Annotated in this window: 11 protein-coding genes and 1 pseudogene; 1 reads left to right on the top strand and 11 read right to left on the bottom strand. The window is 51.3% G+C overall.

What is annotated here, in order from left to right; all coding sequences use genetic code 11:
• Positions 1-25 precede the first annotated feature (25 nt).
• From ACO4XG_RS03545 to ACO4XG_RS03515, 7 genes are all read right to left on the bottom strand, one after another.
• A complete protein-coding gene (locus tag ACO4XG_RS03545) occupies positions 26-1,921 on the bottom strand; it encodes a DNA-directed RNA polymerase subunit alpha C-terminal domain-containing protein (protein WP_308508135.1) in 1,896 nt (631 codons plus the stop codon).
• Between the two features lie 412 nt (positions 1,922-2,333).
• Positions 2,334-3,791, bottom strand: a complete 1,458-nt coding sequence (locus tag ACO4XG_RS03540; protein WP_308508136.1) for a tetratricopeptide repeat protein — start codon at positions 3,789-3,791, stop codon at positions 2,334-2,336.
• A 33-nt stretch (positions 3,792-3,824) separates the two neighbouring features.
• Positions 3,825-4,049 carry an SH3 domain-containing protein gene (locus ACO4XG_RS03535; protein WP_308508137.1) on the bottom strand — a complete coding sequence of 75 codons (225 nt, stop codon included), beginning with the start codon at positions 4,047-4,049 and terminating at the stop codon, positions 3,825-3,827.
• 69 nt (positions 4,050-4,118) lie between these two features.
• Positions 4,119-6,215 carry a DUF3825 domain-containing protein gene (locus tag ACO4XG_RS03530; RefSeq protein WP_308508138.1) on the bottom strand — a complete coding sequence of 699 codons (2,097 nt, stop codon included), beginning with the start codon at positions 6,213-6,215 and terminating at the stop codon, positions 4,119-4,121.
• A 424-nt stretch (positions 6,216-6,639) separates the two neighbouring features.
• Positions 6,640-7,227, bottom strand: a complete 588-nt coding sequence (locus ACO4XG_RS03525; protein ID WP_485129655.1) for a GNAT family N-acetyltransferase — start codon at positions 7,225-7,227, stop codon at positions 6,640-6,642.
• Between the two features lie 203 nt (positions 7,228-7,430).
• Positions 7,431-9,554, bottom strand: coding sequence for a DUF3427 domain-containing protein (locus ACO4XG_RS03520; RefSeq protein WP_330670097.1), 2,124 nt, complete (start codon positions 9,552-9,554; stop codon positions 7,431-7,433).
• Positions 9,555-9,594: 40 nt separating this feature from the next.
• Positions 9,595-11,103 (bottom strand): hypothetical protein, encoded by a 1,509-nt coding sequence (locus ACO4XG_RS03515; protein ID WP_308508140.1) that lies wholly within the window; start codon positions 11,101-11,103, stop codon positions 9,595-9,597.
• A gap of 87 nt (positions 11,104-11,190) precedes the next feature.
• Here ACO4XG_RS03515 and ACO4XG_RS03510 point away from each other — a divergent pair.
• Positions 11,191-12,362 (top strand): annotated as a pseudogene (locus ACO4XG_RS03510) (IS3 family transposase).
• 305 nt (positions 12,363-12,667) lie between these two features.
• Here ACO4XG_RS03510 and ACO4XG_RS03505 read toward each other — a convergent pair.
• From ACO4XG_RS03505 to thiM, 4 genes are read right to left on the bottom strand one after another with little or no spacing between them, the layout of a single operon-like run.
• The gene (locus tag ACO4XG_RS03505; protein WP_308508141.1) at positions 12,668-13,117 is read right to left on the bottom strand and encodes a GNAT family N-acetyltransferase; all 450 of its coding nucleotides are present in this window, start codon (positions 13,115-13,117) and stop codon (positions 12,668-12,670) included.
• A gap of 21 nt (positions 13,118-13,138) precedes the next feature.
• Positions 13,139-13,933 carry a bifunctional hydroxymethylpyrimidine kinase/phosphomethylpyrimidine kinase gene (gene thiD / locus ACO4XG_RS03500; protein WP_308508142.1) on the bottom strand — a complete coding sequence of 265 codons (795 nt, stop codon included), beginning with the start codon at positions 13,931-13,933 and terminating at the stop codon, positions 13,139-13,141.
• Positions 13,934-13,970: 37 nt separating this feature from the next.
• The gene (gene thiE, locus ACO4XG_RS03495) at positions 13,971-14,618 is read right to left on the bottom strand and encodes a thiamine phosphate synthase (protein WP_308508143.1); all 648 of its coding nucleotides are present in this window, start codon (positions 14,616-14,618) and stop codon (positions 13,971-13,973) included.
• On the bottom strand, positions 14,605-15,426 hold the full coding sequence (thiM, locus tag ACO4XG_RS03490) for a hydroxyethylthiazole kinase (protein WP_308508144.1): 822 nt from the start codon (positions 15,424-15,426) through the stop codon (positions 14,605-14,607). The genes thiE and thiM overlap by 14 nt, the downstream gene beginning before the upstream one ends.
• Positions 15,427-15,432 lie beyond the last annotated feature (6 nt).

Genomic DNA, 15,432 nt, shown 5'->3' with positions numbered 1-15,432 from the left:
TTAACTATCTCTATTATACGCCGTCTCACGCCGCAAAGGGCTGAAATCCGATGACAGCTTTCTTTGCCGTAGCCTGCACTTCCGGCGCCGAGAAATCCTCCGGGCGCAGCACGAAGTCGTTTTTCACTTCCGTCTCAGCACCTTCGTCCTCGCCGTAGACACGGAGCGCATACGAGAGCAGCGCATTTTCGACCAGATTTCTGCAGAAACGACCGTTGCCGAAACCGGACTGCCGCACTTCCGGTGCCGCAAGCTTCCGAATCGTGTCTTCCGCCTCGGGCGCAAGCGTAAAGCCGCGGCGCTCAGCCTCCAGAGCGGTAATCTTAAGCATCTCATCGAGCGAATAATCGCAAAAACCGATTTTAAAGGGGACCCGGGAACGGAGTCCCGGATTTCTCGCAAAGAACTCCTCCATCTCTTTCGGATAGCCCGCAAAAATCACAACCGTGTCCTCCCGGTTGTTCTCCATCTCCTGCACAATGGTGTTGATTGCCTCATCGCCGTAGCTGCCCTCCAAGGGCTCGACCAGAGAGTAAGCCTCATCGATAAAAAGCACCTTCCCCTTGGCACTCCGAAACACTTCCCGGACGCGCTCCGCGGTCTGTCCCACATAGCCCGCCACCAGAGAGGCGCGCCCCACTTCGACGAGCTCGGAGCTCTCGAGTATACCGGTCTGCTTCAAAATCCCGGCGAGGATGCGCGCCACCGTCGTTTTTGCCGTGCCGGGATTCCCGCTGAACTCCATGTTGAGCGCCATGCTGAGCTTCCCCTTTCCCTGCGCCTTCATTTCTTTCTGCATCTTGGCAAACGCCGCAATTTTTTTGACCTGCATCTTTACCTCGTTTAAACCGATCAGCGTGTCCAGTTCCGCCAGGTAATCCTTTTCGGGGAGGGAACTTACCGCCGGAAGATGCCGTATTTCTTCGAGCTTATCCTGAATTTCCGCCACGCTCTTACGCCCCATGTTTTTGATGCGCAGCAGCTCATCCGCGCTGAGTCGTTTCAGCTGCTCAACCGTAAGAATCCCGGCCTTCTTGAGACAGGTATAGCTGCGCACACTGAGTTCCAGATCCTCAATGAGAACCGGATTGTAGCAGTAGCCCCGCACTTCCATCTTGGAAGCAGCCTCTTCCAAACTTTCCTGCTCCTTCCACTCTTCGGGAACCTCCTCCAGATTCCGTCTCTGCTGCCGCCGCTCAATGGCAGATAACAGTAAAAAGAAGCGGAGCAGCCCCTCAAAGAGATAGGATTCGCTGACACAGGCTTCCGTCTCCGCATGCTCCGAAAGCTCTTCGAGCACCGTTCCCGGAAAGGCAAACGAAATCGCAGTGCGAAGGCGGAGACTGATTGCATTCGGAAAACTCAGGAGAATGCGACCGCGCGTACACGCGGGATTCTCCCTTCCCTCTGTGCTTCCCGCCACCATGCGAAGCCGACCGCCTTCTTTCATGAGGAGTTTGTAAAACTGCATGGTCAAATCCGCGCGGGAACGCTCTTCCATATACTTCCGATAGAGACTTGCGTTCTCCAAAGACGCCTCTGCATCCAAAGTTATGCCTCCGCCGCTCACGGTTTCGGCGAGCGCATATACCTTGCGTCCCTCCGCAAAGAGACTTTCGAGCGTCTTCGACGCCGTCGGCGCCTCCTCCGCACAATCCTCAAAAATCCAGCCGTAGTCCGCATCGCGCACCGCCGTATCCGGCGCCGCGAACAGGAAAATTTCCTGCTTTACGCCCCGCTCCGGCCTGAATTCCATCCCGAGAAAGCCCTCCTCCGGAAGCAGCGCCGAAGCCTGCAAAAAACGCCCTGCCGCCTGACCCGCCGCCTGACCCGGGGTACTCTCACCGTCCACGGGCAGCTGCGGCGTAAACACCGAAACGTTTTCCTGACGACCGAACACCTTATCATTCATATTCTTCATAGCTTTGCCTCACTTTCCTGTATGCAAATGTTTCTTGCCTGCTTGCTGTCTCTTTGCCTTTATCTTTGCTGTTGTTTTTGCTTTTGTATTTTTTGTTTCTTGGTCGCAGTCAGTCAGGATTCGCGTCTTGGCACGCTCTCTGCGCTTACAGATCCCGGCGTGCTTCCCCGCTCGCTTGCTCCGAACAGCTGCGGATTCACTTGTCAAGGTGCGACAGGAATTGAGGCAAAACAAAAAACCGATGCCTCACCAGAGTGAAAATGGGCGCACGAATCCTGTCTTCGCACTATTCACTCTGTTGAAACATCGGTCTCAACGATTTGATTTAGGTCTTATTTTACGCGCCTGGGCAGGGGTTGTCAAGGGCTATGCAAAAATACATGCAGGCAAAGCGTCTCGACAAATTCATACTTTACCGAGACGGGAAGCTGCCGGCGGCAAAAATTGTACCGGTCTCCTGACCGTTGCCGCTCAGGTACTGCGCTACATTACTCTCTGTGATTTCAACAAAGAGTATGTTGTAGCATGCGTCACGATAGTATTTTTCAACTGTCTGACTCATAATCTTTGCCTGATCCGGGCCCACCCAAGCCTCAGCATTTTCATAGTAACCCCAGAAAATATCGGAGTCGTCGTATACCGTCAAATTCCCGTCACTCCCTACACCGAGCACTCGGGTAATGTTCTTCCCACGCATTCTTCCGATCACAATCCGATGTGAAGAAGGCATCAGATAATTCCAAGCCTCGATTCCATCCAGGGCATACTGATTTAAACGATCCGTGTAGTAGAAGATTCGGGAAATCGCATCGTCATATCCGCCTGTATCCAACTCTGTCAGCAACTCCCAGACCCCGTCGCCGTTGATGTCCACGACCGCGAACTGTCCGCCGGGCAGTTTTCTGCCGTTCCAACTCCGGTCGAGGAGTATGGTTCGGTAGGCTTCTACCGCCTTCTCGTTTTGGCTCTTCTCGATCTTCTTACCGTTTTCATCCAACTGATAGCCGTCCGGGGTCGTTGCCGAAACCAGCATAACGCCGTCCGCGCCGACATAATAATCCCCGTCCACATTGCGCCAACCGTTTGCAATGACACCGTTCTCATCGAGGTAGTAGAAATTGTCGCCGAGTTCCAACCAGCCCGTCATCATCTCGCCGTTCTCGGCAAAGTGATACCAGTTGCCGTCAATCTGCCGCCAGCCGACCACCGGCACCCCGGTATCGTCGTTATAGTACCAGCCGTTGTCCTTTTGGTACCAGCTGTTCATATGATACTTTTCCGGGTCGAGCTTGATTACATAGCTAAGCTCCACCGGCTCACCGGCCTCCCCCTTTTGATTGACCGCATAGCAGCGGAGACGATAGGTCCCACTTCTGCGAAAGCGAAGCGGCTTTTCGTAATCCTGCTCTTCCGCGCTCTCGCCCTCCGGTGCTTCCAAGAGGGTATAGCGTATCGAAACGCCCTTACTCGTTAACTCCAGATCCACCGGATCCTCATAACTGCCGGATTCGAGCGATGCTTTGACAGTGGGATTGTAGCGCTCCAGCGCCTCTTGCATCAGCGCCGCATCTTTCGAAGTCTTGCCGGACATCGCCTCAGTGGCGGTCTTTAAAAGCGTGACCGCATCCGCATGCCGATTGTTTCTCTCATAAATCTCCGCGAGCGCGAGATACGCCTCTGCCCGCTTCGGCTTCATTCGGATAGCCTTCTCGTAGATCGGGATTGCTTCTTCCGTGTCTCCGAGCTGCCACTCCTGTTCAGCCGCCTGCACCGTCCGCGTATAGCGTGTGCTCTCATACCCCGCAAAGACCGCTGCGCCGAGAACCACGCCCGCTGCGAGAACCACAGCGACCAGCTTTTGCTTTTTCATCTCTCATCCCCCTTTCAATGATATTTCAGCCACTCAGTAACTCAGATACTGCACCAGCGCATAGCCGCGTCTGCCGTTATCAATGACCTCATAGAAACCATTTTCCGCACTTTCAAGCACCGTGACAGGTGCCCCGAAGGGACTCTGCCGCAGGGCACGCGCCTGCGTGGACGGAGATTCACGGAGCGAAATCGACTCCGCACAGTTTGAGACAAACATGGTCAGCGAATGATACGTCGCCGCAGACCGACATACCAAGTACACCCAGCGCGCAAAGCAATAACCAAAGCTTTCGTCTCATTCCTCCCCCCTTACCGCCTGTCCGCTTTATTCCTCCTCGTCATCCGAACCGTTCGACTGAATGCTGTCGGTCCGGAGCCAGTCGCTGTCCGGCCGGGTGAGAAGACGGCTGTTGTTATAAGCCAGGTCAAGCGGCAACACGGTCTGCCCCTGATACGCGCCCGACTGCAAATGCTCGACCACAAGCGCCAAATCCACCTGTCCCTCCTCCGAGAGGCAGAGCGGCAGCAAAAGCGAGCAGAGATTTCTGGTCGGAAAGTACACCGGAATCGCCGTCTTATAATTCCACTCAACCCGCTTTAAGGTTAAATGAATGGCCGCCTCCAGCCGGTTTTTCAAATTGTTCAGCACCACGGGCGTATTGTTGATGCGCTCGCCGAGCGCTTCGAAATAGCGCTTTCTCTCGCTGTCCTTGGCGTGCTTCGGATAGACCTCTTCCAATTTCACGCCGTCGATTTCAAGCATATCAGGCGGGCAATTCTCCTGCAGAAAGCGAAGCGGAAAGCGGCTGATGCGCTCCACAATGATGTGCGTGTAATCGCAGAGCAGCTGGGTCGATGTGTCGTAGACCATGTTCTGGAACTTATTCTCAAAATAGTCGGCGCGCTTCGGCAGCGGATAAAAGAGCCTTGCCAAGGTTTTTCCGGACTGCTCTCCCGCCACGACAAAGTCAAGCAAATACCAGTAGGGCTGCGGCGTCATCGTGTTCTTCTTAAAGAGCGCGTAGATATACTCGTACTTTTTGTCGACCAGCCCCGTATTGAACGCCGCATACTCTTCTCCGGCGTGTTCCGGATCCGTGGTATTCCCGAATAAGATCTTGTCCTCGATTGCAAGCCGCTTGAAGGTGTAGGCGAGATAGTTCTTTAAAATCGGGTAATTCTCGGCCTCGGCGGCATTCGCCGCGCCGTAATACCACTTTTCCTCCAACGCCTTGTCCGCGAGCTCTTTGATTTTTGCATTCGGAATTCTGGACCAGTTAAAAAGCCAGGAATCCCTGGTCGGGAATTTTCCCTCCACGGTTCTGTGCGCTGACACGGGAACATAAGACGACTGCGGTCTGACTGATGTTCTCGCAGTTTTTCCGGCGCCCTCTCTTCTGTCATCCGCCTTGAGCCGCGCATAGGCAACCCAGGCCTTACCGCTCGGTGTGGGCTCCCGCTTTAAGGCAATCAGTTCCGGAAACTGCTCGAGGAAAGGCAAAATCTTCTGAAAGCCGAGCAGCTTCACATCGATTCCGTTTCCCTTGAGCGCTTCCCCGATTCCGGCTAAGTTGACCCACCCCGCTTCATCCGACGCAGCACTCTGAACCGCCGCGCAAACCTTCGGGCCGAGCGTCGCTTTCTCTTCCGCAGAGAGTTCCGGTTGCAATGCTTCTTCGCTTCCCGAAGCTGCCTTCGTTGTCCGGGTGCCCGCAGGCGGCACGGACGGTTCAGTGACCGCGCCCGCGTGTACCGCATCCGCACGCACCGCATGCTGTACAGGCGTATGTCCTACGCCCTCCGACGAAAGCGCGGACGCCGCACCTCGAAGCTTCGCATAGACGACCCAGGCCTTGCCGCTCGGTGTGGGCTCCCGCTTTACTGCAAGCAGTTCCGGGAACTGCTCAAGAAACGAGAAAATCTTCTGAAACCCGAACTGCTTGGCATCCACCCCGTTTTCTTTGAGCAGGGCACCGAGACTCGCGAGGTTCACCCAGCCCCCTTCATTGGGAATCGCACTTCGAAAAGCAGCTTGAATCTTCGGTGCAAGTGCTGCCTTCGCCTCCGCGGAAAGTTCCGGCTGTGCAGGTTCTTCCGGCAAGACCGGCCGTAGCGGCTGTTCGGAAGCTTCCGCTTTCTGCCCCGCTGTCGCTTCTAAAGTCTCAAAGTCCTTCAGCTGCACATAGGATTTTGCGGGAAGACCACCGCCCGCAGGTGCTCCGTCCACCAGATTTAAAACTGCCCGGAATTCATTCAAAAAATCCCGAAGGCTCGCAAAACCGAAGTCCGCATAGCGAAGCCCCTCTGCCGCAAAGAGTGGTTCGAGCGTCACAATGTCCACCATATTGTAGGCCGAAGCCTGCCGCTCCCGAATGATCTTCCGGATTTGCGGCTCCCATCTTCTTTTTTCTTCCGGATGCATACTGCGTTTCCACCTTCCTAGCTATAAAGTAGTGCGCTCTGCGGTGCGTTTCGCCTCTTTCAAATCTCAATTCCCCGCACCAAGACCTGCTTCTTTTCATAAAATATTCATAAGTTACCATACTTCCACAGCTGTTTCCCGTCAAGTTGCAAATGCGAAAAGAGCCCGAACTCATGGGAGTTCGAGCTCTTTCGCTCATACAGCGATGACCAAACGTCGTACCAAGATAGCGACTCAAAAGAATATACCCTTTCACATCGGTGCGGTAACAGAAAAGCTGCTTCACCCCACCACCAGCTTGTTGTTCTTTCGCAGGTACTTGGCTGGGATGGGTGCATCCGGGCGCCGGGTGATGTTCATCGGCTTGCTGCCCTCGTGCTTCACATAATTCGCGGTTCCGAGGTAGGTATAGGCCGCTGCCGTGTTATAGCCGTTTCACCATCATATACTCATTCACAAACGATCCATCCCTCATGCGTATGGCATCCAGCTTTACCCCTGTAATCCGAAATCCCATTTTCTCATACAAGCCCCTTGCTCTCTTGTTACCCTCTATAAAGTCAAGTTCAATCTGACGGACATCGCCACGCTCTCCGGCTACTTGAAACATCTCTTCAAACATCCTTGTTCCGATTCCGAGATTCCAGAACTCTTGCAGAAGGGCAATCGCAACGGAAGCCCTATGACGATCTTTTTCCCCGGTACGAAAAGAAATCTGACAGCTTCCTGCAATCCTGCCGTCTACAGCGCAGATGATCATCAGTCCGTTCTTATTATCACAGTTCGCCCGAAGAAAGGCTTTTTCCTGATCAAGCGTAAACCCCGCAAATTCCTCCGGAAACTTCATCAGGAAATCTGTCTCACCCGATGCCTTTATGATAAATTGAAGCATATTTTCCGCATCATCCGCTGAAGGACTCCGAAGAAAAACATTGCGTCCATCTTTCAGTTTGAACTCTTTTTCCTTAAAAACCACCTTAAATTTCCCCCCTTTTATCGTTCCTCTATCCATGAAAAGAACTTATCCAAGCCCTTATTCTCTTCTCCGGTTTCCATACCTCCAAGGCTGTTTTTCGTCAAGTTGCAAATGCGAAAAGACCCGAACCCATGGGGTTTCGAGCCCTCGCTTTCACAAATCACGGTGCAAACGACTCACAAAAATACCGCCTCAAAAGAAGATCTCCTTCCCGACAGTGCGGCAACAGAAAAGCTGCTTTACCCCACCACCAGCTTGTTGGTCTTTCGCAGATACTTTGCGGGAATCGGGCAATCTAGCCTCCATGTAATGTTCATCGGCTTGCTGCCCTCGTGCTTCACGTAGTTCGCGGTTCCAAGGTAGGTATAGGCCGCAGCCGTATTGCTGATGCGATCCGACTTGAATTCGCGGACAAAGAGCAGAATACGGCTGCCGCGCTCCTTGTGATGGATGTAACGCTGACCGGTCGAGGACTGCTCCCCCGTGGTGCTCTGACTCTGCCAGTGGAACAGTGTCTCATTGATCGAATAGTCGTTGTACATGGTGGTCGGCGAATAGTCCTTGTCGGACTTATTGAGGGTCACAAAGAAGACATCCAGCTTTTGCTCCGGAAGCCACTTGACACCCTCGCGGACAGTTGCGGGCTTTAAGAAGTCCATCGCTGCCAGAATCTGATCCCTGCTGTAGCTGCAATGTAAGTCAAGCGGGCAGTCAAAGCCGAGATCTACCTGCTCATCGATAAAATCAATGCGGTCATACTGGTAGCGAAGGAGTTCCTGCAATTCCTGAACCATAAGCGGACTTCCCGCAAGCGCTGTGAGCTTTTCTGCCAACGCTTCCCGGCTTTCCTCATCGAAGGCCTTGCCCCAAATGGTCATATAAAACATGCGAAACATCCGCCGTTCGAGCGCAGAGAATTCCTCGATTGGGAGTGTCGACAAGTTTTCGAGGAGTTTCAAGATGAACTGAATCCACCGTCTGGAATCCACGACCGCGAACTTCGCCATCGCCTTGGTCAAAACTTCCTCCAAGGGCTCCGTGAATTCATCCAGCACACCTGCCCGCGCAGACAGGCGCGAGAAGGTAGCAAACTTATAAAGGCTTCGCGGATCCAAATGGTAGTACCGGAGGAAATTTGCAAGGTTTAGTGCCAAACCGCTGTCCTCTTCAAATGAGGCAATCCGCGTCACCAGTCCCGCTGTATTTCCATAAGACGCTCTTATATTCTCAAGGATATACTTCGCTGCCTGCCGCTCCAGTTGGATATAGCAGCCCTTCGGCGCTGATACAAAGCCATTTCTGATTTCCCGCGCCACACTCTGCCCGCTGTTCGAGAGCAGAGAGGCAAACTTATCCTCGAAATTATACTTTTTATTTGCCTGTCCGATGAAGTCGAGAACCGTCAGGCACTCTTTTCCCTCTGCGAGTCGGAGACCTCGTCCCAGCTGCTGTAAAAAGATAGTCAACGACTCCGTTGGCCGTAGGAACATGACCGTGTTGATTTCGGGAATATCGACACCCTCGTTGTAGATATCAACGACAAATAAGAAGCGAAGCTTGCCGGAAACCAGTGCGCTTCCAGCGCTGCGGCGCTCTTCCTTCGGCGACTTTCCCGTCAATGCCAAGGAAGGAATGCCGTGTTCATTGAAGAAGCGACTCATAAATTCCGCGTGTTCCACCGTCACGCAGAAACCGATCCCCTTTACATCGTTAACATCTGTCACATAGTTCAGCATGGAGGACAGAATTAAGTTGGCGCGCTGCTTTGCCACATAACCGCTCATGCTGTAGATATTTGAGAGTGCGGTCTTATCATAGCCGCCCGCAGCCCACTTTAAATCGTCCAGGTCCACACTATCTGTCACGCCAAAGTACTGGAAGGGGCAGAGGAGCTTGCGGTCAATGGCCTCCGGAAGCCGTATCTCTGCGGCAATGCGATTGCTCAGATAGGCGAGAATATTTTTCCCGTCCATGCGCTCCGGAGTCGCCGTGAGTCCGAGCAAGATTTTCGGCTGGTAGTATGCGAGTAAACTCTGATAACTCTTCGCCGCTGCATGGTGAAACTCATCCACTACGATGTAATCGTAAAAGTCTTCCGAAGTCTTCTCTGTAAATGCCTGACTGCTGAAGGTCTGAATGGAGAGAAAGAGGTGGTCAATTCGATCGGGCTTATGATTTCCGACAAACAACTCACCGAAGTTCGCATCCTTCAATACCGCGCGGAAGGTATAAAGGCTCTGCTTTAAAATCTCCTCTCGATGTGCGACAAACAAAAGACGACAGGGTTGCCCGGGATTCTGCTTCCGAAAACGGCGGTAATCAAGAGCTGAAATAACGGTTTTACCCGTACCCGCTCGTGTCAACCCTGTGATACAATTTTTTCAAAAAGGTTTTCTCCATTCCTCAAAATGCCATATTTATGGTTTGCTGTGCACTATTTTTCCCAGTCCGCCCATCACTTGGCGTCTTGGAATATGCAGTCTGATAGCGCCCATCTCCATAATATGTCACCTTATAATGTTTTCCCTCCTCGGTAATCTCAAAACCCAAATCCTTTAGTGCCTGTCTAGTTCTTGCTGACATACCATCATAATTTTTAAGAATCCGTTTGGCTTCCTCTGCTTTGGCGGCACTTAGTTTTTGGTAATTGTTGTTCTTTATAATGTCCCTCACAATATCTGCTCTTCTTGACTTTGGTTGGATTCCCTTAGCAGCTTCCGTAAGCGTTGCCAGCAGAAGATCCTTTACCTCACCTGGGTAAAATTCAAATTCATCTCCCATGAACAGAACAGGTATATTATCTCTGGAATCAAGTTTTGCTTTGAGTCCCTGGTTTTCAAATTGAAGGACTTCATTCGCACGAGTTAATTCCCCTACTTGATCTTGTAGCTTTTGCATATCTGCATCAAAACCTTCTAAAATCACATTTGCTTCAGTGCGTGCATCCTCAAAGGCTTGTTTTCGGATTCGACGCTCTTCTTCATCCAGAGTGTCAAGAATTTTTGCTGCTTCTTCCTCTGCTGCTTTTTGTGCAGCTTCTGCCGCAAGTCTTTCCCCTCTCTGGCTAATTAGCCTGTCCCTGAGCAAAGCATTATTTACTCCCTGCCATGTAAATAGAGTGTCTACCATTTGTGCATTACTATATTGAATTACAGACCTGACAACTCTTTCCAGCAGAAAGCTATCATATCCGACGGAACTTCTATAAAGATATCTTCGATGACTACTTCCGCGTGAAGGGAAATAAATGCCTATAGCACCATAGTATTCATTATTACCTCTACACTGCTCTTTAATGGTATGATTAAGCCAATTCCCTTCTTCAACCATCACATGAGCAACACCCTTTAGCCTGCTTGCAAGATAAGAAACATTGACCGGATCCTCATCATTATATGTTTTGGAAACATACACAACCGGAAGATTAAACTTGGTTTTTCTATTTATAACATCAATCAGCACTCCTACATTTTTCGCATTTATTATAGTTGCTGATCTTTGTACGGACAGTTGATGATCATCTTGCAGATAGCCTCGTTCAATCAAAAGAGTGATGAAATGCGGAGTTGAAAACTTTGGATCCGCATCCAAAGCCTCCGCAGTATAACTTCGATCAAGTCTTACTGACATCTTCATCGAATTGAAGTTCATGACATAATCAGTGTCCCAGATTGCCCCGTCATCTTCCTTCTTTTCATAGCGTACAGCAATAATATTCTGGTTTCGATATTCTTCTATGTCAAGCCACAATCCATCTTCCCCATATCGAATATTACGCTCCCCGTTCCATTGGATTCCCGGAATAATATTATTGGTGTGAGGACTGCCTTGATTCCACTCGATAACCAAGCGGATAAAATCGTCTTTGGTCATTGTTGCTTTGATATTAAGAATCGTTGAGAATAACAGCATTTTTACAACACCTCTTTTTGTAGTGGTACAGTGAATTTGTAACACCTCTGCTTGATAGATTATAATGTCAGCAGAGGAGAAAAGCACATGACTCGAATATCAGATGAAACCAAACGAAAAGTTGTTCGTGCGCACATTCAGGATGGACGCACGATTGCCAGCCTTGTGGCTGAGTACGGCATATCCAGAGCCACTGCTTCCAACTGGATACGCTCGTATCGCGAAGAATGCCAAAACAATGATGATGAGAATTCTCAGTTGGAGATGATGAAAGAACTTCGTCGTCTCCTGCGTGAAAAAGCCGAATTGGAAAAGGAGAACAGCTTCTTAAAAAAAGCAGCGGCATTCTTCGCGAAGGAAATCGATTAGTGGCATATCGTTTCCTTGATAAGTATAAGCAGGAGTTCGGCTTAAGATGGCTTTTGAAGAAGTTGCACTTTCATCCAAACGCCTATTACAACTACCTCAGAAATTCGAAAGCGAGGCATCACGCGCAGAAACCTCATTGTTGTCAACGGATTCAAGCACTTTATCATGATTCTCATGGTGTCATGGGGCACCGTAAAATGAAGGCGTTTCTGTAAAGAGAAGGAATCTCATTGAGCAAAACAACAGTCCACAAGTACATGAATCGTGAATTACAACTACACTCCATTTGTCGCCGAAAGAGACCCGCATACCATCGGAGATTAGCTCATAAAATTTTCCCGAATCTATTAAAGCGGAATTTTTCTCCTGAGTGGCCGAATCGTGTGTGGTGTACCGACTTCACATATATGACACTGACAAATGGAACTATGCGCTATAATTGTTCCATCATTGATTTATACGACAGAAGTGTTGTTGCCAGTGAAAACAGCCCTTTTATCACGAGTTCCCTGGCCGTGCGTACGCTTGAAAAAGCGTTGTCGAGTACAAAGGCAATCCCACAAAACCTGATTTTACACTCGGATCAAGAAAGTCAGTTTACTTCCGCAGAGTTTGTACAACACTGCCGGAAGCGCGGGATTTCTCAAAGCATGAGCCGTACGGGATGTCCGTATGACAATGCGCCGATGGAACGCTATTACAATACCTTAAAGACCGAGTTGATTTATCAGCATAATTTTGAAACTGCAGCAGAACTGGATTATGCCGTTTCAGAGTTTGCTTACGATTGGTACAATCAGGTACGCCCACACTCGTATAACGGATATCTGACTCCGTTTGAAAAGAGATCGGAGTGTAACATTAAGCAGTGGTGTTACAAAAAAGGTTGACCACTACAGTCCCAATACATAACAAGTTTTAGTCTTATTATATCACTTGCTACGATTAATTCCATTCTCTTTGGTAATTTTCTATCCTATTTTCTATGTGCTACGTGATTTCACTTATGCGAAAAACCTATCCGTGCATATGGGCAAAAGATTTCACTTCCTTCCGCTTCTACTTGCCTTCCTCTGATATCTGCCTCTGTGTAAAAACCTTTACCCGAAGATACATGAAATATCTCAGTCGTAAATCGAATGATAAAACAGATTCGAAATCTGTCGATTCGAATCTGTTGCATTGTGATACCGCTTTATTCTCCCACCTTCTTGAATAACCGCGCGCTCCAGAACTGCATCCCCAGTTCATCCAAGTAAAAATGTAAAATCGCCTTGCTGTTCTTACTCGCAGTACTGAGCACAATAAATTCCGCTTCCTTCTTTATTTTCTCTTCCGCGAAGCGAAACAGCGCTTCGCCGATTCCCTGCGAGCGCTTTTCCGGAACAACGTACAATTCTTCTACTTCGAAATACTGTGTTCCCTCCGGCATGATGGATTTCATGTTCTTCGCACTCTCTACCTTGCCGAGCAGATACGCTTCGATGCCGTCCTCATCTTCCGCGAGGAAAATCCGTTTTCCCGCGATGTCCGCTTCCGTATTCGGATAATAGCCGTAGCAGTTCTGTTCCGCCGCCCACAGCGCGGAGAGCTGTAGCAGTTTTTCAAGAATCTCCGGGGATTGCTCTGCCTCATATTGTTTCATAATTGGCCTCTTTGACAACGGTCACGCGTTGGTCAGGCTATAAAAATGCGCGAGCGGCCCCGAGCCTTTGCCGAGGTCAAGCCCTGCCTTCAGTGCGCCGGTGAGATAGGCCTTGGCACGCTCCACGGACTCTGCCAGTGAAAAGCCCTTCGCTAAATTTGCGGCAATCGCACTCGACAGGGTGCAGCCGGTGCCGTGGGTATTCTCGGTCCGGATGCGTTCTCCGCGAAACCACTGTACATTTCCCTGTTGGTAGAGAAGGTCGTTTGCCTCATTGACTTGGTGTCCGCCTTTTAATAGCACGGCACAGTCATACCGATTTCCGATGCTCTCTGCGGCCCGCAGCATATCTTCCTCGGTATGAATGGTCAAACCGGAAAGCAGCTCTGCCTCGGGAATGTTGGGGGTCACCAGCAAGGCGAGCGGAAACAGCTCTTCCGTCAACGCCTGCACGGCGTCTGTTTTCAATAACGGCGCGCCGGAGGTCGCAACCATCACGGGGTCCAGAACCACATTGACTGCCCCGTACTGTCGCAATTTTTTCGCAATCACATGAATCAATTCGCCGGAGGCCACCATGCCGATTTTGACCGCATCGGGCGTGATGTCCTCAAAGATTGCATCCAGTTGCTGGCCCAGAAACGCTGTACTCACCTCCTGAATCGCGCGGACACCGGTTGTATTCTGTGCCGTCAGCGCCGTGATTGCACTCATCGCATAGACGCCCTGCATGGTCATGGTCTTAAGATCTGCCTGAATTCCCGCGCCGCCGCTGCAATCGCTCCCGGCGATGCTGAGTGCTGTGTGTTCCTTCATGTCATATCCTCCTTCCGCTCGTTTCTTATCCATCCATTCACTTTTCACTCTCTGCCATCTTCTGCGACAAGGCATAGAGCAGGCGGCACTCTGCCGCGATATCTGCCGCGGAGAAAATCGCACTGACCAGGGCAACGCCGTCGACACCGGTGCCTGCGAGTTCAAGCAGATTCGACTTGTTGATCCCGCCGATTGCGACCACCGGAATCGAAACTGCGTCACAGATTGCGCGGAGTGTCTCTTTTGTCACCAAACTTGCATCCGTCTTGGTGGATGTCGCAAACATGGCGCCGACGCCGAGATAGTCCGCGCCTCCCTCTGCCGCTGTGCGTGCTTCTTCGACGGTATGCACCGAGACGCCTATCATCATCTCTTGTCCGACCAGGCGGCGCACAGCGGCGACATCCATATCGTCCTGTCCCACATGTACGCCGTCGGCGTGGCAGCGAAGGGCAAGTGCGACATTGTCATTGATGAAAAAAGGCACTCGATACCGCTTGCAGAGCGAAAAGATTTCCTCGGCTTCCTGAAGAAACCGCTCCTCATCCAGCTCCTTTTCGCGGAGTTGGACGCAGGTTACCCCGCCCTGAAGCGCTGCCGCCACCTGTTCCGCGAGGCTCTGTTTTCCGACCCAGGCTCTGTCCGTCACGGCGTAGAGCCGCATCATCTCCTCAGTACACTTCATAGCGCGCGCCTTTCTCCAATGTCTCCGGTGTCATGTTGTAAATCGCATCAATAATGCCGTTCCGGTAAGTTGCATTGCCGTCGGTCTCGCGGCGTCTGTCATAGGCAAGCTCTCCGGCGTAGCCCATCGCAGCGACAGCCGCTGCCGCAGCTTCAAGCGCTTGCTCTCTGTTGACCGCGACAAAAGCCGCCGTCATCGCAGAGAGCTGGCATCCCGTTCCCGTGATCGAAGCCATCATCGGATGCCCGTTTCGGATGCAGTACGCCCGGCTGCTATCCGCCACAATATCAATCGCACCGGTAATGGCAATGACAGCGCCGGTTTTCGCCGCAAATGCCTTCGCGAAGGCGACCATCTCCGGCAGATTTTCGTCTGTCACTCTGTCGGCGACATCCGCATCCACGCCCTTTGTGGTGCCGCTGCCGAACGCTAGGGTTTTCATCTCGGAGATGTTGCCGCGAATCACCGTGAATTTTACTTCTTTCAGCAGCTGCTCTGCCGTCTCCGTTCGCAGCTTCGAGGCACCGGCACCGACCGGATCCAGCACAACCGGATGTCCCAGCGCATTTGCCCGCTTTCCCGCGAGCAGCATGGATGCTATGGTGCGCCGGTTCAAGGTGCCGATGTTGATGTTCAGACCCGCACAGAGCGCGGTGATTTCCTCGACCTCTTCTTCATCATCCGCCATAATCGGAGAAGCGCCGCAAGCAAGCAGCATATTGGCGCAGTCATTGACTGTCACATAATTCGTGATGTTATGCACGAGCGGGCAAGCATTTCTCACATTGGCAAACATAGTCTGAAACATATTTTT

The sequence above is a fragment of the Stomatobaculum sp. genome, from assembly GCF_057248925.1.
This window is presented reverse-complemented; position numbering and strand designations above follow the sequence as displayed.